At 53.7% G+C, this 23,391-nt stretch carries 19 protein-coding genes; 7 read left to right on the top strand and 12 right to left on the bottom strand.

Annotation, left to right across the window (positions count from 1 at the left end; all coding sequences use genetic code 11):
* A partial coding sequence (locus tag IKB43_12390) for a hypothetical protein (protein MBR2470920.1) occupies positions 1–1,030 on the bottom strand: 1,030 nt, incomplete at its 3' end.
* Between the two features lie 106 nt (positions 1,031–1,136).
* On the bottom strand, positions 1,137–3,041 hold the full coding sequence (locus IKB43_12385; GenBank protein MBR2470919.1) for a CIA30 family protein: 1,905 nt from the start codon (positions 3,039–3,041) through the stop codon (positions 1,137–1,139).
* A 232-nt stretch (positions 3,042–3,273) separates the two neighbouring features.
* On the opposite strand from IKB43_12385, the gene IKB43_12380 reads away from it, so the two are divergent.
* Positions 3,274–4,716, top strand: a complete 1,443-nt coding sequence (locus tag IKB43_12380; GenBank protein ID MBR2470918.1) for a nitroreductase family protein — start codon at positions 3,274–3,276, stop codon at positions 4,714–4,716.
* Between the two features lie 143 nt (positions 4,717–4,859).
* Here IKB43_12380 and IKB43_12375 read toward each other — a convergent pair whose 3' ends face one another.
* Positions 4,860–5,525 (bottom strand): LrgB family protein, encoded by a 666-nt coding sequence (locus IKB43_12375; protein ID MBR2470917.1) that lies wholly within the window; start codon positions 5,523–5,525, stop codon positions 4,860–4,862.
* A 20-nt stretch (positions 5,526–5,545) separates the two neighbouring features.
* The gene (locus tag IKB43_12370; protein ID MBR2470916.1) at positions 5,546–5,971 is read right to left on the bottom strand and encodes a CidA/LrgA family protein; all 426 of its coding nucleotides are present in this window, start codon (positions 5,969–5,971) and stop codon (positions 5,546–5,548) included.
* A 215-nt stretch (positions 5,972–6,186) separates the two neighbouring features.
* Between IKB43_12370 and IKB43_12365 the strand changes: the two genes are divergently transcribed.
* The 6 genes from IKB43_12365 to IKB43_12340 all read left to right on the top strand — a co-directional run bounded on the left by IKB43_12365 (position 6,187) and on the right by IKB43_12340 (position 13,347).
* Positions 6,187–7,023 carry a TIGR02147 family protein gene (locus IKB43_12365; GenBank protein MBR2470915.1) on the top strand — a complete coding sequence of 279 codons (837 nt, stop codon included), beginning with the start codon at positions 6,187–6,189 and terminating at the stop codon, positions 7,021–7,023.
* Positions 7,024–7,684: 661 nt separating this feature from the next.
* Complete coding sequence (locus IKB43_12360) at positions 7,685–8,713, top strand: fibrobacter succinogenes major paralogous domain-containing protein (GenBank protein ID MBR2470914.1); 1,029 nt, start codon at positions 7,685–7,687, stop codon at positions 8,711–8,713.
* Positions 8,714–8,810: 97 nt separating this feature from the next.
* Entirely contained in the window at positions 8,811–9,737 is a 927-nt protein-coding gene (gene fmt / locus IKB43_12355; GenBank protein ID MBR2470913.1) for a methionyl-tRNA formyltransferase, read from the top strand.
* 20 nt (positions 9,738–9,757) lie between these two features.
* Positions 9,758–11,020 carry an RNA methyltransferase gene (locus IKB43_12350; protein ID MBR2470912.1) on the top strand — a complete coding sequence of 421 codons (1,263 nt, stop codon included), beginning with the start codon at positions 9,758–9,760 and terminating at the stop codon, positions 11,018–11,020.
* 15 nt (positions 11,021–11,035) lie between these two features.
* A complete protein-coding gene (locus IKB43_12345) occupies positions 11,036–11,635 on the top strand; it encodes a hypothetical protein (GenBank protein MBR2470911.1) in 600 nt (199 codons plus the stop codon).
* The gene (locus tag IKB43_12340) at positions 11,635–13,347 is read left to right on the top strand and encodes a hypothetical protein (GenBank protein MBR2470910.1); all 1,713 of its coding nucleotides are present in this window, start codon (positions 11,635–11,637) and stop codon (positions 13,345–13,347) included. The genes IKB43_12345 and IKB43_12340 overlap by 1 nt, the downstream gene beginning before the upstream one ends.
* Here the strand turns inward: IKB43_12340 and IKB43_12335 are convergent.
* From IKB43_12335 to IKB43_12300, 8 genes are all read right to left on the bottom strand, one after another.
* Positions 13,312–14,469: an A/G-specific adenine glycosylase gene (locus IKB43_12335; protein ID MBR2470909.1), complete on the bottom strand. Its 1,158-nt coding sequence runs from the start codon at positions 14,467–14,469 to the stop codon at positions 13,312–13,314. The genes IKB43_12340 and IKB43_12335 overlap by 36 nt on opposite strands.
* Complete coding sequence (locus IKB43_12330; GenBank protein MBR2470908.1) at positions 14,469–15,428, bottom strand: CIA30 family protein; 960 nt, start codon at positions 15,426–15,428, stop codon at positions 14,469–14,471. The genes IKB43_12335 and IKB43_12330 overlap by 1 nt, the downstream gene beginning before the upstream one ends.
* Positions 15,429–15,446: 18 nt before the next feature.
* Positions 15,447–16,619: a hypothetical protein gene (locus tag IKB43_12325; GenBank protein MBR2470907.1), complete on the bottom strand. Its 1,173-nt coding sequence runs from the start codon at positions 16,617–16,619 to the stop codon at positions 15,447–15,449.
* A 103-nt stretch (positions 16,620–16,722) separates the two neighbouring features.
* On the bottom strand, positions 16,723–18,156 hold the full coding sequence (locus IKB43_12320) for a glycosyltransferase (protein MBR2470906.1): 1,434 nt from the start codon (positions 18,154–18,156) through the stop codon (positions 16,723–16,725).
* Positions 18,125–18,886 carry a phosphoribosylformimino-5-aminoimidazole carboxamide ribotide isomerase gene (gene hisA / locus IKB43_12315; protein ID MBR2470905.1) on the bottom strand — a complete coding sequence of 254 codons (762 nt, stop codon included), beginning with the start codon at positions 18,884–18,886 and terminating at the stop codon, positions 18,125–18,127. Before hisA ends, IKB43_12320 begins: the two co-directional genes overlap by 32 nt.
* A complete protein-coding gene (locus tag IKB43_12310; protein MBR2470904.1) occupies positions 18,886–19,935 on the bottom strand; it encodes a hypothetical protein in 1,050 nt (349 codons plus the stop codon). Before IKB43_12310 ends, hisA begins: the two co-directional genes overlap by 1 nt.
* Positions 19,936–20,109: 174 nt before the next feature.
* A complete protein-coding gene (locus IKB43_12305; protein ID MBR2470903.1) occupies positions 20,110–21,645 on the bottom strand; it encodes a hypothetical protein in 1,536 nt (511 codons plus the stop codon).
* A gap of 125 nt (positions 21,646–21,770) precedes the next feature.
* The coding region (locus IKB43_12300; protein ID MBR2470902.1) for a fibrobacter succinogenes major paralogous domain-containing protein at positions 21,771–23,391 on the bottom strand (1,621 nt) is incomplete at its 5' end.

Here is a 23,391-nt window from a genome sequence, read left to right as displayed (position 1 = left end):
CGTCTCTCGTCTCACTAACCGGCATCTTGAACACCGCCCCGTCGAACCAGGCTCCGCCGAAGTTGGAAACGCCGTAGAGGTTTCCGCCGGCCACCACGGGAAAGTCCTGCCAGAAGGCGTTTTCGGTCATCTTGGTTCCTTCCACCAAGGGGCCGAGAGAATTCTTTTGCGCCTGGTAGTGTTCCGTGATGTCCTTTTTCCAGGCCTCGTACAAATTGTCTTCTGAAACGCCCAGCACTTTTTCCAGAGCGCCGGAAAGGGTTACCCGGTAGGGCTTGGATAGTTCTTTCCAGATTTTCGGGATGGCGTCTTCGCCGTACTTTTTGGCGATGTAGCGCACCAGGCTGAAGCCTTGGGTGTAGGGGCCAAGTTCTGCCTCCAGGGAGTTGTCCGAAAATTCGTGCATGTAGGTGAGCGGCATCAGGTTGTCGTTTAGGGCCGCCGTACGGAGCAGCATGTCGCGGTGGGTGTCCCAGGAATCGAATCCCATGCGGCTGGATTCGAACTGGGCGGTACCCTCGGCAAACCACAGGGGCTGCAGGGTGAAGGGGACCATGGTGGCAAAGTCGCTGATGGTGCGCTCGTTGTAGTAGTCGGTATAGCTGAACTGGAACCCGTACAGGTTCGGCGGCAGCTTGGAGCCGCTTTCGATACTCACCAGGTGGCTGAATTCGTGGGTCACCACGTCGGCGACCCAGCCGTGGCTGCTCCTGATCTTGAAATCCCAGTTGGTGAGCCACAGGTTGATGGAATTTTCTGCCGGTATGGCGGCCCCGTTACTGAACAGCGCATTGTTCAACACGGCGCTTATGCGGGGGAGTGGTTTGTTGTAGCGGTTGACTACGGAATCATAGACCGCCTCGGCATAAGTCGCTACCGCAGAGGCATGTTCCGAGTATTCGGCGGGGTAGATAAACTGAAAATGTTCCGTGCCTGCGGTTTTCCAGTCAATGTGGCTCTGGTTGCCGTAAAAACCGGCCGCCAGTGCGGCACCTGTAAAAAACAGCAAGGTGCGTAAACCCGAAAACATCGGGTACAATTTAGGAATTTAGAGACAAGAAAACCACCTGATGGCTCAGGTGGCTTGTAAAACATTTGCCGAGAAAGGCGGCTCCCTTTGGAAAACCGTGTCGCCTTTACGGTGTGGGTTTGGTGAGTCCCATGGCCTTGTCGAGACCTTCGACAAGCTTGCCGCCCTTGATGACCTCGAATCCGCCGGTGTAGCCCCAGTGGGTCCAGGGTATTTGCAAGGTGTCGCAGATTTCGCGCATGGCGGTCAGGTAGTTCAGGCGGTCCTGGGCGGTAGAGCGCAGGTTGTAGGCGCCGAACTCGTTGATGATGACGGGAACCTTGTTCTTGACGGCCCAGGCCTTTGCGGTGTAAATCGTGTTCAGCATGGTTTCCTTGTTGCCCGTCTTGTAGTAATTCAGCACGTTGGACTTGACCCAGCCAGGAGTGGTGCTGGAGAGCCCGAGTTCCGAAGAGTATTCGGGCCATTTCGCCTTGTCGTAGGGGAAGGGAATGTTCTTGAGGTCCTTAGTTTCGCTCCAGCTGGCGCCCTGGTGGGTAAACACGAAGGGTTCGTAGGAGTGGATGACATAGACGATGTTGGTGTCGGCGAAGGGGGTGCGACCGGCTAGCTTGGTGATGGAGTACCATTCCACGTCACCGAAAAGCAGGGTGTGTTTTTTGTCCACTGTGCGGATGGAGTCGATAATCCCCTGTGCGGCTTCGGTCCATTGGGCGGCAGTCACCTTGCCGTTGCTCATGTCGGGCTCGTTCAGGAGTTCGTAGAAGATGTCTTCGCGTTCATTTGAAGCGTAGTGGGCTGCTACGGCTTTCCAGACTTCGGCCATCATAACCTGGTAACGCTTGTTGCTTGCGGAGGTGGCGTTGTAGCTGTTGTCGTATTCGTGGTAATCGATGGTCAGGGACATGTTGTATTCCCTGGTCCATTCTACGAAGGAATCCAGCACGTTGAACAGGGTGTCCGAATCGATTTTCAGTTCGGTTTTTCCGGTGGCGTCCTTTACGAATTCGTCGCGGTTGAGGGTGTACTTGTCCAGGTCGATGGGCAAGCGAATGGCCTTGAAACCGTTTTCCGAAAGGATTTTTATATCGTCCTTGCCTACCTTGAAAGTCCCGTTGAACTTGCGGTTTTCTTCAAGCCAGTTGGTAAAGCTTACGCCCTTGTTCAGGTACTTTATGGCCTTTTTCTGCAAGTCTGTGTCGATATTCAGTTCGCCCAAGGTGACTTTGGGAATCACGGCGTCTTTGGGAACGATGTCAGGTTTCTTCTCCTCTTCTTTCGGAGGTTCGGTGTTGTCCGGAGCGCTGACGTCGCCAATCAGGTAGATGTCGTCAACGAATACGGAATCTTGGGTATCCGGGCCTTTGGCCTGGAAACTCACCTTGTTGATGTGGGCTGCATTGAAGGCTTTTGCTGCGCCCCAGCCTTCCTGCTTCATTTCGGCAAACTTCACCGTAACGGTGGTCCATTCCTTGCTTGTTGACGGGCATGACGAATAGTGGTCGCTGTCCGTAATGTCGGAAATTTCCATGTGGATGCAGTGGCTTCCGCCTTTGTAACGGTATTGGACGGCACTGTACTTGCTATAGTCCTCGCCCTGCGGCATGGCGACGCCCCATCCAACATAGGCATCGTATTCGTAACCGCCTTTTTTCAGGGTGTACTTGACATTGAATGAAAACTTGCTGCCGTTGTCGCTCTTGGTGGGGGCGGGGTGGCCTTCCGAATCCTTGGTTACGGTTTCGATTGTTGATTCTGCGCCGCTTCTCGCGTCATCATAGACATACCAGTATTCACCGAGAGGGCTTTGGTTGTCGCCGTCCTCGAAATCGTCCACCAGGAGCTTTACTTCTGTTGCATTCTGAGTGGAATCGGCAGATGAATCGGCGGGAGTTTCTGGACCTGGAGCCGGTTTTTCTGAGACACTTACGGTGTTGTCGCCATCGCATGCGGAAAAACTCAGGGCAAAGGCGCAGGCCAGGGGGATAGTCAGCAATTTCTTTTTGGTCATAAGAATCCTCTTTTCCCAATATACATAAAGTGTCCCTTATTATTTGCTTACTTTTAGAAAAGCCCCGTTTACGGGGGAAAACGGGAGGGGAGTAGTCAGTTGTCAGTTATGAGTTTTCAGTTATGAAGGAAACAAGACGATGCTCACTACTCATTACTCATGACTCAAAGGGAGCCTGTGGCGACCGACCTCATACCCCTATCCCCTAACCTCCATTTACTATCTTTTCGTTGTGGCTTATTTCTCCGAAACATATCACGAGTCCATCAAGTATGGGCGGCAGGTGCCCGGCGACCCCGTTACCCTCCACTGGGAAAATTCCGGAAATGTTTCGAACCCCTATGCGGCAGGCAAGCGCTACGCCACCAACGGGGTCAAGGCGGGCCAGCGGAAAAAGTCCGCCTCGGAAGACCTGTTCGAGATAACCCAGTCTTCTTCCACCCTGATGAACCGCCTCTTTACCCAGCTGCAGAACGACGTTTCTGCCGATGGACTGCACTCGGTGGGCGTTTACGCCTACATAAAGGGCCAGAGCGTTCCTGACGACCTTTACAAGTTCGATTACGAGACCCGTGAACTAGTGGCCTACCCCTGGGAAAACGCCAAGCTGAAAAAGACCCGCCTGGAGGCTTTGGTCAAGGCCTTTGCTGACGGAAACTTCATCGAAGAGGCCCCCATTACGCTGTTCTTTACGGCGCTGCTGGACCGTGCCGTCTGGCGGTTCAAGGAAGCCGCCTACCACGAGCTAGAACTGGATGTTGGGTCGTACGTGGGGCTGGCCTCCATTTCGGCCCGTTCTGCAGGAGCCATGGGCATTCCTCTCGGGAGCTTTGTGGATGTAGAAGTAGCCTACGCCTTGGATTTGGGGGTGAATGAAATTCCCATGGCCGCGGTGGCTATAATGCCCAAGGCTCTGAAAAAGTTTGAGCTAGCGGCGCAGTTTGCCTATTCCAGCAGGGGAGAACTCCCCATGCAAGAAAATGCCGCCCTGAACCCCAGGGTGCGGGCCCGTTTCCTTTTGCAGAACAAGGCGGAAAGCATTACGGACCTGTCCAAGTGCGTCAAGGTTTTCAGGGTCCAGAACCAGGCTTTCGAAGGGGACGAATTTCCCCTGACGCCGCAAAAATACCCCAACGAGTTTTTCTTTAGGGAATACGACTTCTTGGGGCCGGGAGCCCTGGAACACAGGCCTTTCAAACCCTGGACCGCCTCCCTGGACGACTTTTCTACGCTGCTCCGCTGGATGGAAATCTGCACCCTGAATGCCTTCGGGGCGGGACTCCTGAAAATCTGGGTGGCCTGCTTTGACGTGTCCCTGGTCTATCAGGGAATTTACCGTTACCAGCCTTCGAAAAAATCCCTGTACCTGCATGCCGGGAACTTGGATCGGGAAGGTTTCTTGAACGCGCACCTGGACGGGGAAAGTCCGAAAGATTCGGCCTTTGCCGTTTTCTTTACGGTGGACCTGAAAGACGCCTGCAATATCATGGGGGACCGCGGCTACCGCTGTCTGAACATGAACGCGGGCTATGTGGCCGAGATGCTTCGCGAGTCTGCACGGAGTCTCGGCAAGTACGCCCGTCGGGAGACCTTCTTCTACGAAGACGAACTCAAGCGTCTCACGAAGATTCCTGAAAGCGAAACCCTGCTCTGTGAAGTCCTGGTAGGGCGCTAGGCCGTCGTATCTGCGCCGTTCATTACAACGAAGGACGGCGTCCGTTTTCAGATTAAAGCGATAATTCGTGAGCCGGAACTCTCGAAAGGAAGTCGAGAGTGAAGGCGAGAGCATTGTCCTGGCCAGAGTGTAAGAACCACAGTCTAGGACAATGCGGTCAGTACAGGTGCCACCACTGCGGTGAACAAGCCGGCGATACCGATGGCAAGTCCGCTCATGGCACCTTGCACTTCGCCCATTTCCATGGCCTTGGTGGTTCCCAGGGCATGGCTTGCCGTGCCGATGGCGATTCCTTGTGCCACCTTGTGCTTGATGCGGCAGAACCTGCACACGGCAGGGGCAGTAACCGCTCCCGTGATTCCCGTGACGGTGATGGCGATAATGGTCACCGAGGGAATGCCGCCGATCTGTTCGGAGATGACGCTCCCCATGGGGATGGTGACGGACTTGGGAAGGAGCGACAGTGTCAGCGCCTTAGTGAGCCCCAAAAGTTTGCCGGCCACAATGACGCAGGCCATGGCAGTGAAAGATCCTGCAAAAATCCCTGCAAGGATGGGTTTCCAGAAATGCTGGAGTTTTTGAATTTGTCTGTAAAGTGGAACGGCAAGGACCACGGTGGCAGGCGACAGCATTACAGAAATGTAGTCGCCGCCTACGTTGTAGCTTTCGAGGCTTACGCCCGTAATCAGCAGGAACCCGACGATAAGGACGTTGCCGATGAGCAGCGGGTTCAAGAAGGAATACTTGAACTTTTGGCTGATGAGCACGCCAATTTCGAAGGCCACAAGCGTCAGCAAGATGCCGAACAGGGGAGAATTGATGATGGCGCTCATGGCTTGCCCCCTTCGGTCTTGTTCTGTGCAGCCCGCCTGGCAAGCCGCTCCGCGCGCAGAGCCAAGTTTTCCCGGTATTCCTGCTTGCGGATAAGGAACTGGGTTGCCCAGCCGCCCATGGCGATGGTCACAAGCGTAAAGACGATGCACAGGAACAGCAACAGCGGCCACTTGGAAAGAACGTCGTCGCCTACGGTCATGATGGCAATGCTTGGCGGCAAGAAGAACAGGGCCAGGTATTTCAGGAAAAAACTGGAGACGCCCGAAATGTGCTCCGGCTTGATGACTTTTGTACAAAGTAAAATCAGGAGAAGGACCATGCCGATGATGTTGCCGGGCAGGGGCACTCCCACGACGCGGTGGAGCACTTCTCCGGCGACACAGATGGCGAAAATGACGGCAAGCTGGAGCGGAATTCTCATGACGGCGGTAAAGGTAGAAAATGGGGTTCAATGGGCAAGAGAAAAAAATAGTCCTGGTCTATATTGGCCTCCGGTTTGCCGTTTTTAGCTCTTTTTCGCCTGTTTTGTATCATGAAAAAATTAAAAATATGCTACAAAAGCGTATAATTGCAAAATTTGGCGTGTTTGTATCAAAAAATGTTGCATTTCCCGAAAAAAACATCTAATTTCAGGGTATGCAATCAGTAACCAATTTTCAAGACTATCGCGAGTTCATGCGGCAATGGTTTGCCGAGAACAAGCAGCGCCACAGCCTTACCTGGCGCGATTTCGCCCGGCGGGCCGGTTATGTTTCGCCGGTGTTCCTCAAGCTGGTCAGCGAAGGCAAGAGTTCCCTTCGGGGGACAGGCGCCGAGCGCGTCGCCCAGGCCATGGGCCTGGAGGGCTTCGAAAAAGCGTATTTCAAGTCCCTGGTCACCTACAACCAGTCCAAGTTGGGGCCCGCCAGAAAAAAGGCCTACGACGAGATGCAGGCCCTTGCCCAGGCCCACAAGGTGAACGTTTTGGGCAAGGATTCTATGGGGTATTACGAATCCTGGAAAAATCCCGTGCTTCGCGAATTGGTTCCCCATGTGCCGGGAATGTTTCCCAAGAAGGTGGCGGACTGCTGCCTGCCCAAGTTGACGGCCAGTGAGGTGAAGGAATCCGTGCGCTATCTGGAAAGTCTCGGCCTTCTGGTGAAAAACCGTGACGGATCCTACAGCCAGTCGGACAAGTCGGTCTCTACGGGCGAAATGAGTTTCGTTCCCCTGACCATTCAGCAGATGCACCTGCAGATGGGAAACTTTGCCTTGGACGCCATCAAGAACTTGCCTCTTTCGGAGAGGAACGTTTCGGGCATTACCATGGGTCTCACCCAGAGAGCCTACAAGAAAATTGTGGAAGAACTGGCGGAATTCCGCAAGAAGGTGGTGGCCATCGCCACCGAAGACGACGGCATGGACCGTGTCTACCGCCTGAACCTTCAACTATTCCCTTTGACAAAAAACATACAGGAGATGCAGAATGCTTAAAATGGAAAAAAATCAGATTGTTCTAATGCGAAAGTCATTGCAAAGGAGCGTAGCGACTGCGGCAATCTCCTTGCTTCTTTTACTTCTCGCCGCTTGCAGTGGAGAGAACAAGACTTCTGGTGGCACCAGCGAAGAGACCCAGATTATTGCCATAGAAGATCGTACCGTAGCGGGTGTTTCCCAGAAGGGACCGTTCCTTCAGGGGTCTAGCATTACCGTGCAAGAACTGGATGGAGCAACCCTGGTAGAATCCGGGAAACTTTACCAGACGGGGAAGAGCTTTAAGGGCAAAATTGCCAGCGACACGGGAACGTTCCTTATAAAGGACATTTCTCTCAAGTCGCAGTTCGCCCTGCTGGAAACGGAGGGCTTCTACCGCAACGAAGTGACCGGCGAGGTATCCAAGAGCCAGATTACCTTGAACGCCCTAGTGGATTTGTCCGAAAGAGAAACGGCCAATATCAACCTGCTGACTCATCTGGAATACGAAAGGGTTGTTGAACTTGTGGGTTCTGGCGAGACGATTTCCTCGGCAAAGAAAAAGGCCGAGTCCGATGTGTTCAAGGCCTTCGGGATAGAGGTGGATAATGCCTCTGCCGAAGACCTGGATATCTTTGCGAAAGGGGATGACAATGCGGCCCTCCTGGCCATAAGCATCCTGATGCAGGGCAATCTTTCCGAAGGGAATCTTTCCAACCGTCTGGCAGGTTTTGCCAGCGACATCGAAAAGGATGGCTCCTGGGACGATGAGAATGAAAAGACGGACATCGCCGATTGGGCGAGCACGGCTGACCTTGCGGCAATCCGTGCGAACATCCGCTCTTGGGAATTGGGCGAAGATGTTCCTGCCTTCGAGAAGTTCTTCAAGCGTTTCTGGTGGAACAACTTTAAGCTGGGCGAGTGCAATGGTGAAACGGATGGTTCGACCAAGAAGAATGGCAATGAACTGAGCAAGACTTTCGGTAAGGATTACCTCTGCTCTGCTGAAGACTGGCAATTGGTTTCTGCTTCGGAGGGCTCGGGCTCAAACGATAACGGCGATGTAGGCGACAATGCCTCTTTTGAGTATGGGACCTTGACGGATTCCCGTGACACCAAGGTTTACAAGACCGTAAAGATCGGGGACCAGGTATGGATGGCCGAAAACCTGAATTACAAGGCCTATGGAAGTGTCTGCTACGGCGAAGATGACGCCAACTGCTCCAAGTACGGAAGGCTTTACACCTGGGGTGGTGCCATGGATTCCAGCAAGACAAATTGCGGATTCGATGTAGGTGACGGGTGCGGTGACTTGGCAGCCCTGGTCAAGGCAAAGAAAAATGTTCAGGGAATATGCCCCGCCGGTTCTCACCTGCCCAGTTACGACGAAATGCAGACAATGCTTGCCCTTGTGGGTGGAGGTAACGCCACAGCCGAAGGCTCTGCGACGGCAGGGACGGCGCTGAAGGCCAAGTCCGGCTGGAACAGCGGCAATGGCACGGACACCTACGGATTTTCGGCTCTCCCGGCAGGTCGTTGGGAAAACGGCTATGGCGGAAGTTTTGAAAATGCAGGTGAAATGACCGGTTTCTGGTCCACGAATTTTGATAATTATTATGGTCATGTTCTGCATGTCACATCCGGCGCCAAGACGGAATACTGGGAGGCTCCAAAACAGCTGGGCTATTCCGTGCGCTGCATTGTGGATTAAGGATTTCCTACAGATTGATTCAGTTCAGGGTGAAATGCGATGAGCATTTTGCCCTATTTTGCTGTAAAGGGTGCGGCTGTTTTTTACATTTATCCCTATGAAAATCGTCTTTATGGGAACGCCGGAATTTGCGGCCTGTTTTTTGAAGCATCTCAAGGAATGTGATTTTGCGGACGTGGTGGCTGTGGTGACACAGCCGGACCGGCCGGCAGGGCGTGGGCGCGTGCTAACGCCGCCGCCAGTGAAACAACTGGCCCTCGAATTCGGGCTCCCTGTGCTGCAACCCACCGACCTGAAGGACCCCGAATTCGAGGACGCCCTGCGGGCCTACGGTGCGGACCTTTTCGTGGTGGTGGCCTACTCGATTTTGCCGAAGAACATTCTCTCCGTAGCGAAGTTCGGCGCCGTGAACGTTCACGGAAGTCTTTTGCCCAAGTACCGCGGTGCCGCCCCGGTGCAGCGGGCCATTGCTGACGGCCTTAAAGAAACGGGCGTGACGGTTTTCCGCCTGGACGAAAAGATGGACCACGGCCCGATTCTCGCCCAGCGCACGGTGGCCATTGACCATCAGGACACCACGGCATCGCTTTTGGGAAAGATGGTGGCCCCCGGCTGCGAAGCCCTGGACGATGCTATCTGCCAGTTGCTGGAAGGTCGCGAAAAGGACTTGACCCAGGACCATGCCCAGGCCAGCGGCGCTCCGAAACTGAAAAAGGAAGAAGGCCTTATCGATTTTAATCTGCCTGCTGCCGTAATCCACAACAGGATCCGGGCTTTCAACCCCTGGCCTGGCGGATACGGAAAGCTGGGTGGTCGCATGGTTTACCTCCGCAAGACGGATACTCCGGAGGTGGAGTCGAAGCTTACCCCCGGCGCGGTGGAATTCAAGGATAACCGCTTTTATGTGGGCACGGGCGATGGCCTGCTAGAAGTTCTCGAGATTCAGGCCGAAGGCAAGAAGCCCATGCCGGTAGCGGACTTTATGCGGGGAATCCAGAACCGCGAAGGACTTTGCTTTTGCTAGAGGATTCCTTGATAGAGCGCATGGACGCGTACCGGGTCCTTTTGTTGTGGCAAAAGGAAGGGACTTTTATCAAGGAAAGCGGGCTTTCGCCTTTTGCGATGGAACTTGCCTTGGGCGTGTGCCGCAGGCATTTGTACCTGCAGTATTTCATCAAGTCTCTGACAAAGAAGAAGCCCTCCCTGGAAGTCTGCACCATTCTTGAAATGGGACTTTTCCAGATGTTTTTTATGGAGGTTCCGGACCACGCCGCCGTTTCGACAAGCGTGGAACTTTCGAAGGCGGCGAACCTTCAAGAAGGTTCCGCGCGGCTCGTGAACGCCGTGCTGCATGCCGCGCGCAGGTCCGGCCTGCCGCAGCTTCCTCCCCAGCGGGTGCGTCGCGTTTCCGTGGAGAATTCCGTTCCCGAAAGTCTGGTGCGCCGGTGGTTCGATATTTACGGAGCGGACCGTGCCGAGGCCCTTGCGAAGGATACTCTGGAGCGCCCCTCCGAATGGCTCCGGGTGAATCTGCAAAAAACGACGGTAGAGGCGCTTGTCAAGAAATTGAGTTTGACATTAAATTTCGAAATCCGAAATCCGAATTCCGAATTGGTTTACGGCCGCTACATTCAAGTGCCGACCGATGCAAAACTCAAGCCCATTCTGGAATCAGAGTCTTTTGCCAACGGCGAATTCAGCCTGCAGAACCCGGCCGCCTATGAGGTGGTGAAACTGCTGGACTTAAAGCCCGGCCAAAAAGTCTGGGACGCCTGTGCCGCCCCCGGCGGAAAGTCCGCGCTGATGGCCGAGATGGACCCGACTCTGGATATTCTGGCCAGCGACGTTTCGGAGTTCCGCGTAGAAAAGATGCAAGACTTGTTAGACCGTCTGGGCCTTGTGAACGTGCGGCTGGAATGCATCGACGCACTTTTATCTCCGCGTTCAAATTCTGAATTCCGAATTCCGAATTCTGAATTTGATCGCATCCTCCTGGACGTCCCTTGCAGCAACATGGGAGTCATCGCCCGCCGTCCGGAATCGAAATACAGGATTACGCCGGAGTCCGTGAAGGAACTTGCGGAACTGCAGTCCAGGCTGCTTGCGTCGGTGTCGCAGGCGCTGAAAGTGGGTGGCGTTCTGGTCTATGCCACCTGCAGTCCCGACCCCATGGAAACGACCCAGGTGGTGAACCGCTTTGTCAAGGAACATCCCGATTTTGAAAAATCGGGTGAGCCGGTGTATCCCGGCGCAGAGGATTCCCGCTTTGACGGATTCTTTGCCCAGGCCTTGAGGCGAAAGGGTTAGCGCATGTTTGTTTGGATGAAAACCATAGTCCTGGTTCTTGCGGTTGCCGTTTTTGCCTTGGCACAGTCCTTGGCTGATTCGTCAAAAGTTCAGGACGTGGCCTTTTCTAACCTCTACGTTTCTATTGAAGGCGGTGAGAAATACCCCTTCGGCGACTTGGTGGACGCAGTGGACAATGCGTTTTATGCGGGCCTGGGAGTCCGCTATACCTACTGGGAAGATTTCGACGGAATCATTCTTTTCCAGTACGCCTACTTTGAACCTCACGGAAAGGCGCCCCGCATCAACGGCGTCCACGAGGCTAGCGGAAAATTGGGGCTGGATTACCGCTGGCGCCTGATTTCGCCCATCGCTTTTGGAGCTGGGTTCCTTTGCAACTGGACTCGTGCCGATTACGAAGGGGACAAGGAGGATTTTGATTTCAATCATGATCCGGGGGCGACTCTCACGGACAACGAGACGGAATTCGGGTGGTTTGCCCGTCTGAACTTGCCGATTTTCACGCTGAATAATTACCGTGCGGGCTTGAACGTGCTTTGGGAACAGTTGTGGACCCTGCCTGAACGCTCTAACATGTTGACTATAGGATTCTACGTTGAAAGGAGGATTTGGTAATGCTCTCCTTTGTAAGCGGAAATTCTTTGGCGAAGATTGCGGGCGCGGTCATATTCTGTGCCGTTGCCACCATTGCTGCCGTCGATGCCGAAATGGAAGGTATGGAAGTGGACCAACGGGACGACGGAACATTTTTGGTCGGTAGCCCTACCTTCTATTTTGACCGTGCCCTCGGCAGTGGCGGACTCCATTCCGAAAGTGAACTGTGGAGTCCTTCTAAAGTTAGGCAGCGTCTGCTATTTAACCGCATGTCCGTTCTGCCCAGCTGGGATGTGTTGCCGCCATCGGTCTGGATCAAGACCGGAAACGAATTGGGTGACCTGATTTACCAGGACTTTATCACCACAAAAGACAGACCCAAGAACAGGACTCCCATTTTGGAGGGCGGTTTCCGCAGTCCCAGTTTCAAGGGGTTCTGGGTGACGGCCCGGGGTTTCCAGGATGACCATTTTTCTACAAGGACTTTCTCTAATCGAAAAAAATTGGTAGATAGCGAATTCGCCCTTTTCGGTGAAAACTACCCTATGTTCAGTTCCGTATATGCAGGGGCAGGTTATACCGGATCTAAGTTGAACGTGTCCGCCTTGGCAGGAGAGGAATACCTGTGGCTCTTCTACGAAAGTTCCCGCTGGATTCCCGTGCATTACAAGCCGAGGGTCGAGACCCGGCTGGACTATGGAAAGTTGGCCGCTACCGTCGTTTACGAAGACGCCGAGTACCAGAACAAGAAAAAGAAAGAGACTGGCAGTCGCAAGGAATGGAACGGTTCCTTGCGCTACGGCTGCGGGGATGCCTGCCGCAAGGGATTCTTGCATCTTTCTGCAGGGGTGGCCTTCCGGGCAGTTGACGATGACGGCACGGTTTACAGTTCCCTGGAAGATGACCGGGTGCTGCTTCCCTTTATGGAAATGGGCTTCAGGGTAGGGAACCGCTTTGCAGCTCAAGCTTCCTTTGCCGTAAACGACAGGGACTGGCTGGTGCAGGACAGCATTGAGTTCCGCCCAGCGGTTCCTGCAAAGTCGGGAATAACCTTGGGTGTGAAAAACATTTCGGGAACCCGCCTGAACCCTATGGCAGATACCAGGGAGTTCTTTGACGGCGACACCATCTCCCTGACGGCGGACGGTCGAATGGACCTGGTGCAGGGCTATGCCACCTTTACGGATACCGTGGGCAACCTGGAAATGGGAGGCCGCGGGAGTTTCTGGGCGGAATATGGTGCAGAAACGTTTGACGTGGAGAAATACGTGGTGGACGACATCATGGTCTTCCGCCACGGCGATGTGGACCGCATTGATGATTGGATTAAGGGCGTGACCGGTGAACTCTGGATGAGCGTCTGGTACAAGGAGATGTTCGCCTTCAAAGCGCTGGGCGGTTTCGAGCGCATCGACGGCGAAGAAAAGCGTTTCGAGGTCACACCTGCGGAATACTTCGCGTCGTTTTCGGCGGACTGGCTGTTGCGAAAGAGCTTCAGGATTTCTCATTCCTTGCGCTACAGGAGTGACGCCCAATGGAACTTGCGGAGCCGCGATCCGCTGGTCATCAAGGGCGACTGGTTCTGGGACGCCACTTTTGAACAGCAGTTCCCCAAACAGGGACTTTACTTGACAGGAACACTGCTTCACGTGATTGGCGACGAAGTGGTGGAAACGCCCAACGGCGCCGAAAACCACCTACGGTTTGTTTGCACGGTGAAGAAGACGTTCTAGCGCTTTCAAACTAAAGCTGTTGGCGAAAAATTCTTTTGCCTTTTCTAACGTAACCCACCGAATGTCTGGTGCCGTGCGCTTGGGGGCTTTTGTACTGAGCAAAATGTAGAGCACGTCGCATTCCATCTTGTGGACGGTGATGCTGTGACGGAACTTGCCGATGTTCTCGACGGACAGGACCTTGTCGGCGTCGATGTAGCGTTCCGCCTGGGCGGGGAGTCCGGCGGTGGCGTTTCGCGGGCTTTCGAAATGGGGGAGGGTAAACTGGTTCTTGAAGAATTTTTGCCCGCCGTGGACGGCAAGAATTTTATGGTCGGTACTTTCCACAATCAAGACCGTGCCGTGCCAGTCCTTTTGCAGGTGCTTTTTTGCGGGTGGAAATTTGTCAGTCCGGTTTTCCATAGCGGCGTGGCAAGCATTTCGTAGTGGGCAGTTGCCGCAGTCGGGATTTTTTACCTTGCAGACGGTACGGCCCAGTTCCATCAAGGCCTCGTTGTGCATGTAGGCTTTGGAACTGTCCGCCACTTCCCGTGCGTAATCCCAGTAAATTTCCGACGCACTTTGGATTTGCTTATTGGTTGTCATGCCCGATTTAGTCGGGCATCTCCTTTTTTCCAGCTTGTCCGTCGGCAAAAAGTCCAACGCATATAGTCTTGAAAAAATCCGCACCAAGTTCCCGTCTAGAATTGCTTCCCGCTGGTGGTAGGCGAGGCTTAAAATCGCCCCTGCGGTGTAAGCCCCAATTCCCGGCAATGCTTCCAGTTCCCTGCGGGAGTCTGGAAGCGTCTTCTTATGGACCCTATCGGAGCTTCGCTCCTCCAGGGTGACAGCCTTTGCCGTCTTCAAAATGTTCCTTGCCCTGCTGTAATACCCAAGCCCCTGCCAATACTTGAACACTTCTTCTTCACTTGCCTTGGCCAGTGTTTCAACATCGGGAAACCGTTTCATCCAGCGGATAAAATATTCCCGCACTGTGGCAACCTGGGTCTGCTGCAGCATGGTTTCGCTAATCCACACCGCATAGGGGTCCCGCGGTGCGTCAAGGTCGGCAGGCCGCCAGGGTAACTGTGCAGCGTTCTTCTTGAACCATTCTCGTAACCGCTTTAGCGAATTGGAATCCATTACTGACAACTTCCGTATTTTCCGACAGAGGTTATGGCGAAAGAGCTCGTATAGGAAGTGGTACTTTTCCAGGTGAGCCGGATGGTTTTGACCGCAGTCAAGAAGGAGCCTTTCTCAAGGATTTCTTTTCCTGTTTCCCCTAGCGGCTTGAATTCGCTCCACGGTATATTTGCCAAATCGCTGCTTGTGCTAAAGTTGGCTATATAGGAATCAACGGATATAGGGTCTTCAAAGAGGAGTTCAAGAGTGAGGAGCGTTTCTGGAATTTTGTAGGTTAGGCAAATTCCATCCCAGGCAGAAATGTCCGTTCCTGTTTTTTTCCCATTATCTATGTTAAAGAAGAGTCCCGCATAGGGGTTGCTGTAATTGCTGTTGTCTAGGCTCACTAATCCGCATATACCGTCACAGAGCTTATCGGTGGGTTCGATTATGACTAAGGATTTTCCACCATTTTCCTGGTCGCTGAAGGATTGCCAAAAATCGGAAGTCCCAGAGCCGTTTTTGCCGCACCAGAGGTCTCCGCATCCATCCTCCGTTTTTTCTGTGGACGAAGAACTTCCATTTCCGTATCCGCTGTTGTTTGCATTGTAGTCACTGCAATTGGACAATTCGGAATACGGTACCCAGCCTCCATATTCTTCGCAAACAAAGATTACGTGGTAGGCTTCTTCATATAGAGTCCTTCCAATTGTAGAGGAATTGCAGTCAAAGTCCTCATAAAATCCGTGCTCATCGCAATCCCCGGGGTCAGCGGTCCATATATTGTTGGGGTCGGCGTAATCGGGGTCGTGGTGTTCGTCATGCCCTTTTTCTTCGTCTTCCCCGTCGCAACTACCGGCAAAACATTCTAGGGCAGAAATGTCGTTTTCTGCACCGCTGCACCCGCAGAGCGTAATCGAACACAGCAAAGCTAAACCAGCTGCGCATCCCGTAAAGAATTTTAGGTTGGTTGTATTCATTTGGCACCTCTCTATTCTTTAGAATGCGAAGAATATGCCTATGCGAGGCACAATGTTCAAACCGGTGGTATTGTACAAGAAAAACCTGATGTCGTCACCTTCGCTAAAGGCCTCTAGTTCTTTTATTTCGTCAGAATAGTTTGAATATTGAGACGATGCCATGGCTCTTGCGCCATCTTCAAGTCCGTCGGGGGCATCAGAGCTGGACATCAACGCGCCTACGCCAATCATGTTGGTGGTAATGTCGACTCCGGCTAGCACGCCAAAGCTTTTGGTGAATTGGTAACCTATGATCAAGTCGCCTCCAAGTTCCAGATCCAGGTTGTGCGCTGTATATTTCAACTCAAGGTTGGTTTTGGATATTTCGTCGGGCATATCAAGGCTTTGGAACATCTGGAAGTCGCTAATCTTCTTTTTGAACACGGCCTTTTGCATCTTGTAGTCAAAGGCGAAAATCATGTGGATGGCCAATGTGAAACGGTCCGTAAGTGGAGATATACCAAAGCCAAATTTGAAGTTGGCGTCAAGCCCGCTGAACTCGATGTTCTTTTTTCCGCCCCCGTCCCATTCGCTCATGATGTAGCTGATGCCAAGGCCCACCACCGAGGAATACAGGCTCTCTTCAACGCGGACGCGGTTCCAGTTGATGCCAAATCCAAAGTGGCTGGCGTCTACATCGTAATCGGGGCTTTTTAGACCGTAGGTTTCGGACTGGATGGGAATGGAAAAGTTAAAGCTTTGCAGACTCTTGTAGTCCTTTTTCTCCTCTTTTTTTGCCGTACTGTCGGCTTCTTTGCAGCAGCACCCGGCATTTGAATTCTCCGCAGGGGGAGCGTAGCCAAAATAGCCGTAGAATCCCTCGGGGGGCTTGCCGTAGCCCTGCACATACATCTGCTGGGGAGGTTCGTAGGCGGGGGCCGGTTCCACGTAAGGCTGCACGGGTGTTTCCTGGGCGGAGTTCTGTTGCTGTGCGGCGACAGGAGTCTGCTCGGCATAAACTGGCTGGGATTCAACAGCAGCGGGCTGTTCGGTGGCAATTGCGGACTGTTCAACAACAGGCTCGCTTGCAGGAGCCTGCTCAACCGATGTAGGTTGCTGTTCTTCAACCAAAGGCTCGCCAATTTGCCCAAAGGCAGCACTGGAAAACAACAAAATAGTCGTTAATAGGAAAAGAACTTTTTGTTTGGACATAGGCGCTCCCAGGGCGTTTGTATCTTGGATAAAATAATTTAATTGGTAGCTTTTCGGAAAGGAAAAAGTCCCGTAGGCGTTCCAACCTGGAATACTTGCGAGTCTACAGCCCGTAGGCTTCCTTTTTCAGCTTGCGGAAGTATTCGAATTGGGCCTTGGTGGAACTTTCCATGGTGTACTTGAGGCTGCGCTCATGGGCCACCTCGCGCATCTTGGCGTAGGTCTCGGGCTCTTCCAGGTAAATCCGGCGGCATTCTTCCAGGGCGTTCAGCCAGGCGTCTTCGTCGATGGGGAGGATTCGTCCTGCGGCCTCGTCCATCACGATGTCGTGGGGTCCGCCGTAGTCGCTGACCAGCGCAGGGGTGCCTGTGGACATGGCTTCTACCACTACATTCCCGAAGGTGTCGGTAGTGCTCGGGAACAAGAAGAAGTCGGAATCTGCGTAGAGGCCCGCCAGAGTCTCTCCGCCCTGCTCTCCTGCAAAGTGCACGCTGTCGTCGCCTTCGTAGAACTTCTTGATTTCTTCCAGGTACCAGCCGTAGCCTACATACATGAGTTCCACATCATCGTGCAGGGCGGCGAATTTTTTCCACACCCGGTTCAAGAATTCCAGGTTCTTTTCCTTGGAAATGCGACCGATAAATGAGAAGCGGACCTTGCGCGCGTTCCCGACCTGCGTTGAGTACTGTTCCCACACGCCCTTGCCCCGCATGTCGGGGGAGAACTTTTCTAGCGGGAGCCCCCGGGGCAGAATCTGCACTTTGTTCTCGGGAACCTTCAGCTGCGAGGTAAGGATTTTTGCGTAGTCCCTGCAGGGGCTTACCACGGGCCTTGTCATGCCGTAGAAAATCTGCATGAGCCAGAGCACGTACTTGTGCATCCACTTCGCCTTCACCAGGGTCTTGGTGTATGTGGGCACGTCGGTACGGTAGTGGCTGAACACCTTGATTCCTGCCACCTTGGCGCAGAAGCACACCAGCCATGCGCCGGGGCTCGGCGTTTCGAATTCTATCAGGTCAACGGGGTAGCGCTTGAGCAACCTGAGTACCGGGCCAATTCTGGGGATGGCCAGTTCGCTGTTGGCGTACCCCAGCTGCTCCATGCTGAAAATGCGGGGGAGCAGCAGGCAGTACCCGTTTTCCACCACGCCGCAGGGGCGGGTGTTGAAGGCGTTTCCGGCAAGGAATGCCTTCATGCCGTGGGCCCGCATGTAAGGAATCACGTTCCTAAGGTTGTTGGCGATTCCGTTGGTCTCGTCCAGGTTGTCGGAGTAGAACAGGATGCGCACGTCGTCGGCGGGGTGGGACTGCCTCTCCTTTTTCAGGTAGAAACGGAGTTTCAGGAGCATGGGCAGGTTGAGAATCAACGTGCCGAACACCACCGGAGGAATCATGCAGGTTCGCAGGTTTCCGGGGGGCTGGTGCCTAAAGCTGAACATCTTCCTGAACGTGCTGGTGACATTGCGTCCGAAAATTTCAGGACGGCTGTCCAGCGTGTCGGTCGGCCTAAGCTTTGTTGAACTTGACGCAGTCGTCATATTTCACTCCTGTTCCACCGAAAAGGTCCAGCGCCGATCCGATGGTAAGGTCAATCTTTCCGTTTGAAATTTCTTTGCAGTGTTCCAGGTCGGCAAGGGTCCGCGCGCCTCCTGCGTAGGTGCAGGGGATGGGGCTGTACTTCGACAGGAACACGATAAGTTCGTCGTCCATGCCCTGCTGCTTGCCTTCCACGTCGGCGGCATGAATCAGGAACTCGTCGCAGTATCTCGAAAGGTCTGCTAGGTTCTCGGCGGTAATCTCGATGTCGATGAGGGTCTGCCAGCGGTTCACGGCGATTTTCCAGCCCTTATCAACTCGCTTGCAGCTCAAATCCAGCACCAGGTGTTCCTTGCCCACGGTTTTGGACAGGCGTTCCAAACGTTCCCGGTCCAGGTGACCCTCGGGGAATATCCAGCTGGTCACGATCACGTGGCTCGCTCCTGCGTCCAGGTATTCCTTCGCGTTGTCGGCGGTAATGCCCCCGCCTACTTGCAGGCCGCCGGGGTAGGCGGCCAAAGCGGCCTTTGCGGCTTGTTCGTTCCCCTTGCCCAGCATAATTACGTGTCCGTCCCTGATGCCGTCCTTCTTGTAGAGCTTGGCAAACCAGGCGGGGGAGCGGTCCGTCTCGAAATTGGTCTTGAGGCCTGCGCCGCTGTCGCTGAGGGAACTACCCACAATCTGCTTGACGCGGCCGTCGTGCAAATCTATGCAGGGGCGAAACTTGGTCATCAGTCCTTGACCCCCGTTACGGCCCAGTCGATTTTTTTGGTTTGGGGCCCTTCGGAACGGCCCCTGTAAAAGAGAATCTCGCCACCGGCGGCAAGCTTCATGGCCTGCCTTGCCACCCAGCTATCAATCTTGTCCAGCAGGGATGCCTTCTGGTATGTCTTGTTCACGGCGAAGGTGAGGGCAGGGACGCCATCGGTCCACTGGATTTCAAGAGCTTCTTTCGGGAATCTTTTGCCGTCGTAATCGCTGCTGCCGTCCTTGAGGCTTGTGGGCCTTGCCACCTTCGCTCCTTCGGGGCCGTTGTAGATGACATATCCCATCAGCTCGCCCTTTGTGCTTAGCGATACCCGCCCGGCGTACATGGGGTTTCGGGCGTTGGTGCTGAAGTTGATGGTCCGGCGGACCATGTCGGTGGCCTGTGCGGATTGCCAGATCTGGTCCATGTAGGCGTAGCCCTTTACGGTAAGGGTGTCGTCGTTGTATGCGATTTTGCCCGACACGCGACCGTAGGGAATGTGGATGTATTGGCCCAGTTTTTCCTTGCCCACGTTCCACACGCCGTTGCCGATGACCTTGCCCGTCTCGGCGCTTTCAAAAGTCAAATCCAGCAGGAACTTTCCGCCCTTGTCGGCGGTAAAGTACACCCGGTGGCCCTTGCCCGGCTTGTTTTCCATCTTGTATTCGCCCTTGATGTCGATGGTACCCGAATTCTTGTCGGCCTTCAGGCGTTCCGGCGGATACTGGCGGCCCACGGTATAGGTCTTGCCCTTGAAATTCCAGAAGGTCATGTCGCAGGTCACCTTCTGCCCAGAAGCCGGCACCTGCAACAGGGCGTAGTTCACGAAGGCACGTGTGCCGTTGTCGAACACGAACTGGTAACTCCAGGTCTCGTTAAAGTCCTTGCCCACATTCGGGTGGGGCATAAAGTCGCCTACAGTCAGGTTGCGCACGGCACCCTGCGGGGGAGTAACCTCGCCGGCGCTTGTAAAAACAGCCATAACGGCCAAAAGCCACACGGCCCGAACTAGGATGTGCGTACGCAGAGTCATGTTGTAAATGTAGTAAATAGGGGGGTAGGGGCTAGGTGTTAGGTTTTAGGTGGTAGGTTTTAGGGCTGCAGGGGACAAGAAGTTCGATGCTCGGGAAAAAGAAAAACCCGCAGGGGCCTGCGGGTCTTGTGCTGTCGTGCCGCACTTGATGCGGCGTCTAGCTTAGGATTGCTCTTAGTCCTTGATGCAGCGAACGGAGCGAGCAAAAGTGGTAGTTGTCCACGTATACATGTATGCGTCACTACGACTTTGGGTTGAAAGAAAATACGTATAAGTACCATCCGTGACCACATGATAGGCTGTTTTTCCCAGGTTTTCATATTTTCCATTCATACGGTCACCTGCGGGCTTTAAGTTAAAGCCGTATTGATTATTACCATTTTCATCTGAACCTTCATATTTATCCCAACCAGTGGTTGATCTAAGCATGTAGTTTGTTCGATCACTACCCGAATCTTCTTTGATATAAGCCAATAAGGTATTGTAGTCACTTGCAGAAGGAACCTTCCAACCAGTCGGGCAAACAGGGGACGTGGTGTTGACTGCTACATCCCAATCATAGAGACGGCCATACTCCGTGCAATTGTCGGGGTCGTCGTTATAGCAGTAACTACCAGTTTCCGTTTCGTAGTTCAGGTTCTCGGCCATCCAGGTCTGGGTACCGATAGTGACCATCTTGTAAATAGTGCCTGTGCCACGGGTATCGCAGAACTGGGTTCTCTTGGAGTATGCTTTTGTACCGCACTTACCCATGGGAATAACGTCTGTATAGATGGATTCTCCTTTTTTGGGATAAGTGACGATGATTACATATATCGAGCTGTCCTTAACAGTCTGTACGCTCATCATACTTAGAAGGTTATTATCTTCAACCCTCCAGTCGGAACCAAGAGTTTTGAGTAATTCATTGTTTGTTATCATGCTAGAAGAGCTAATGAAGGTGTTTGTAAAACCGGCGTCTTTTATCATGTTCGCAAGGGCGTTCCCAGTTACATTGGTAGTGATTGTCGCCGTGATTCCGTCTTCATCCCACTCGACAAAATCATCTAGAACGCTGAAATTTACGTGACGCTTGAGGCTGGAGCTGCTTGCACTAGAGGGCGAGCTACTTTCGGCGCTGGAGGGCGAACTGTCATCGCTGGAGTCTGTGCTAGAGGGCGAACTAGAATCTGTGCTGGAGGGCGAGCTGTCGCCGCCTTCACCGCCTTCACCGGAGCCGCCTTCGCCGCTACCGGAGCCACTATCGCCGGAGCCGCTTCCGCCGCTGCTCTTTTTGGAACTGCTGGAGTTGCCGGTTTTGCAACGGCGTCCCGTGCATTCTTCGCTGGAGGAACTTTCGGGTTCATCGCTGTCGCTGGACTCCACGTCTTCGTCCGTCTTCTTGCTGCTGGAGGACTTGGGCTTGGCCGGGGTGACGGGCTTCAGCAGGTCTTCCAGTTCTTCGAGCTTGGCCTTGACTTCGTCTTCGTCCAGGCCTTCCTTGAGCTGTTCCACGGTGGCGGAGTCGGTGACTTCGATCCACTTGTTCTCGAAGCAGGCGAAATAGGTGTCGCCGGCCTTGGCCACTTCCATCTCGCAGGTGTCAGGGAGGGCGGCCTCGGTCTTGAATTCGGGGATGCTGTTGCTGGCACCGCTGCTACTGTCATCGCAGGCGGTCATGCAGGCGGCAGCCGTGAGGGCCATCGCCGACGTCCAGAGTAGTTTTTTCATGGTTTTCTCCTTTTGGGGGTGGACTCCCCCTGTTAATTTGCCACGAAATATAGAAAAACCCGCAGGGGTCTGCGGGTCTTGTGCTGTCGTGCCGCACTTGATGCGGCTTCTAGCTTAGTCTGCTCTTAGTCCTTGATGCAACGGACTGAATGAGCTCTCCAATTTAAATAGCTTATTAAAAGAGCTGCGTCTTCTTTTACGGACATGGAATAATACTCGTCAACGTCAGAACCTTCTGTTGCACTCCAGAACATCGCCGAGTCATCAAATTTGAAGCCGTTGCTTCCTTGGGTGTAGTACATTCCACCAGGCAATGTCGAAAACCCGTAATCATCGGTGCCGTTCTTTCCTGTGGGCCAACCGTAAGAGGCTTTTAGCTTTGCTCCTGCTGTATTATCTTCGTCAAACACTGTAGCTCCATCAGCAGAAGCAATCAGCACTTCGAATTCGTTCTTTGACGGCAAATGCCAACCAGTGGGGCAAGCGTTATTCGAAGCCTGTTCCCAAGTATAAAGTTTTCCATGTTTTTCGCAGTTTTCGGCTTCGTTGTTATAGCAGTAGCTTCCTTCCGTCGTTTCGTAGTTCATGTTCTCGGCCATCCAGGTCTGTTCGCCGATGGTGACCTGACGGTAGATGGTTCCAAATCTGAGGGGATCACCGACAACGCCGGTTTTGGTGCGGGAATCTACGAATCCTTGTCCCCACTCGTAGGTGCCGTCGCCCTTTTCGTAGCAGACCCAATAGTTGTCGCCATACACCGTTGAACCTTGTTTAAATGCACGACCCCTGTCACCGACATTATCTTTTGTGCAGAGCCTTCTCATGGGGGAAGCGCCGACAGGTGCTACGGTGTACTCATCATTCTTGCAAAGAGGAGAGCTATATATAACTCCGTTGTATGTGTAAATTTCGGTTTTCCCGTTCCACTCAGGAACTAGTAGACCTAGCATTTTCCCACCACTGCTAAGGACTGTTCCGTTGCCATCCGTAAGAACGTTCAGGTCGGAGTTGAAGGCTTTCCCTGTGAAGGGGTCTGTCCAATTGTCAGGGTTATTTATAAAATTAGCGTCGTAGATCTTCTGTATGGTGTTCTTGAAAGCTTCACAGGTGGCGCCGAAGGCGTAGTGGAGCTTTGTCACCTCGGCCCACTTGGACCCGTCACAGGCATAGTACTTGCCTGCTTTAGTTTCGTTCGGTGTCAAGGAGCCCGCACTGGTGAATTCCCCTGTCCACTTGACGGTGTCCTTGAGGGTGGCGTCGCAAGTGCCCAGCTTTTCAAGGTCCGCTTCGCTAGGACCGCTGGTGGCGCTAGAAGGCGAACTAGATGGAGAACTAGAAGGCGAACTGCCGCCTTCGCCACCTTCACCGGAGCCGCTTCCGCCGCTGGGCTTCTTGGAGCTGCTGGATTTGCCGTCGCTGCCGCAGCGGCGGCCGGTGCATTCTTCTTCGCTGGCGGAACTTTCGGGTTCATCGCTGTCGCTGGAGTCTACGTCTTCGTCCGTATTCTTGCTGCTGGAGGACTTGGGCTTGGCCGGTGTGGTGGGTTTCAGCAGGTCTTCCAGTTCTTCGAGCTTGGCCTTGACTTCGTCTTCGTCCAGGCCTTCTTTGAGCTGTTCCACGGTGGCGGAGTCGGTGACTTCGATCCACTTGTTCTCGAAGCAGGCGAAATAGGTGTCGCCGGCCTTGGCCACTTCCATCTCGCAGGTGTCGGGGAGGGCGGCCTCGGTCTTGAATTCGGGGATGCTG

This window comes from Fibrobacter sp., from assembly GCA_017503015.1.
Classification (GTDB): Bacteria; Fibrobacterota; Fibrobacteria; order Fibrobacterales; family Fibrobacteraceae; genus Fibrobacter.
The sequence above is the reverse complement of the archived record's forward strand: the minus strand, read 5'-3'. Positions and strand labels throughout refer to the sequence as shown.

Coding starts and splice junctions, on each gene's coding strand:
- IKB43_12325 (MBR2470907.1), bottom strand. CDS start 16,619: ATGTCCAAACAAAAAGTTCTTTTCCTATTAACGACTATTTTGTTGTTT.
- IKB43_12345 (MBR2470911.1), top strand. CDS start 11,036: ATGAAAACCATAGTCCTGGTTCTTGCGGTTGCCGTTTTTGCCTTGGCA.
- IKB43_12350 (MBR2470912.1), top strand. CDS start 9,758: ATGGACGCGTACCGGGTCCTTTTGTTGTGGCAAAAGGAAGGGACTTTT.
- IKB43_12385 (MBR2470919.1), bottom strand. CDS start 3,041: ATGACCAAAAAGAAATTGCTGACTATCCCCCTGGCCTGCGCCTTTGCC.
- hisA (MBR2470905.1), bottom strand. CDS start 18,886: ATGACCAAGTTTCGCCCCTGCATAGATTTGCACGACGGCCGCGTCAAG.
- fmt (MBR2470913.1), top strand. CDS start 8,811: ATGAAAATCGTCTTTATGGGAACGCCGGAATTTGCGGCCTGTTTTTTG.
- IKB43_12305 (MBR2470903.1), bottom strand. CDS start 21,645: ATGAAAAAACTACTCTGGACGTCGGCGATGGCCCTCACGGCTGCCGCC.
- IKB43_12360 (MBR2470914.1), top strand. CDS start 7,685: ATGCAGGGCAATCTTTCCGAAGGGAATCTTTCCAACCGTCTGGCAGGT.
- IKB43_12320 (MBR2470906.1), bottom strand. CDS start 18,156: ATGACGACTGCGTCAAGTTCAACAAAGCTTAGGCCGACCGACACGCTG.
- IKB43_12335 (MBR2470909.1), bottom strand. CDS start 14,469: ATGGATTCCAATTCGCTAAAGCGGTTACGAGAATGGTTCAAGAAGAAC.
- IKB43_12310 (MBR2470904.1), bottom strand. CDS start 19,935: ATGACTCTGCGTACGCACATCCTAGTTCGGGCCGTGTGGCTTTTGGCC.
- IKB43_12340 (MBR2470910.1), top strand. CDS start 11,635: ATGCTCTCCTTTGTAAGCGGAAATTCTTTGGCGAAGATTGCGGGCGCG.
- IKB43_12365 (MBR2470915.1), top strand. CDS start 6,187: ATGCAATCAGTAACCAATTTTCAAGACTATCGCGAGTTCATGCGGCAA.
- IKB43_12330 (MBR2470908.1), bottom strand. CDS start 15,428: ATGAATACAACCAACCTAAAATTCTTTACGGGATGCGCAGCTGGTTTA.
- IKB43_12370 (MBR2470916.1), bottom strand. CDS start 5,971: ATGAGAATTCCGCTCCAGCTTGCCGTCATTTTCGCCATCTGTGTCGCC.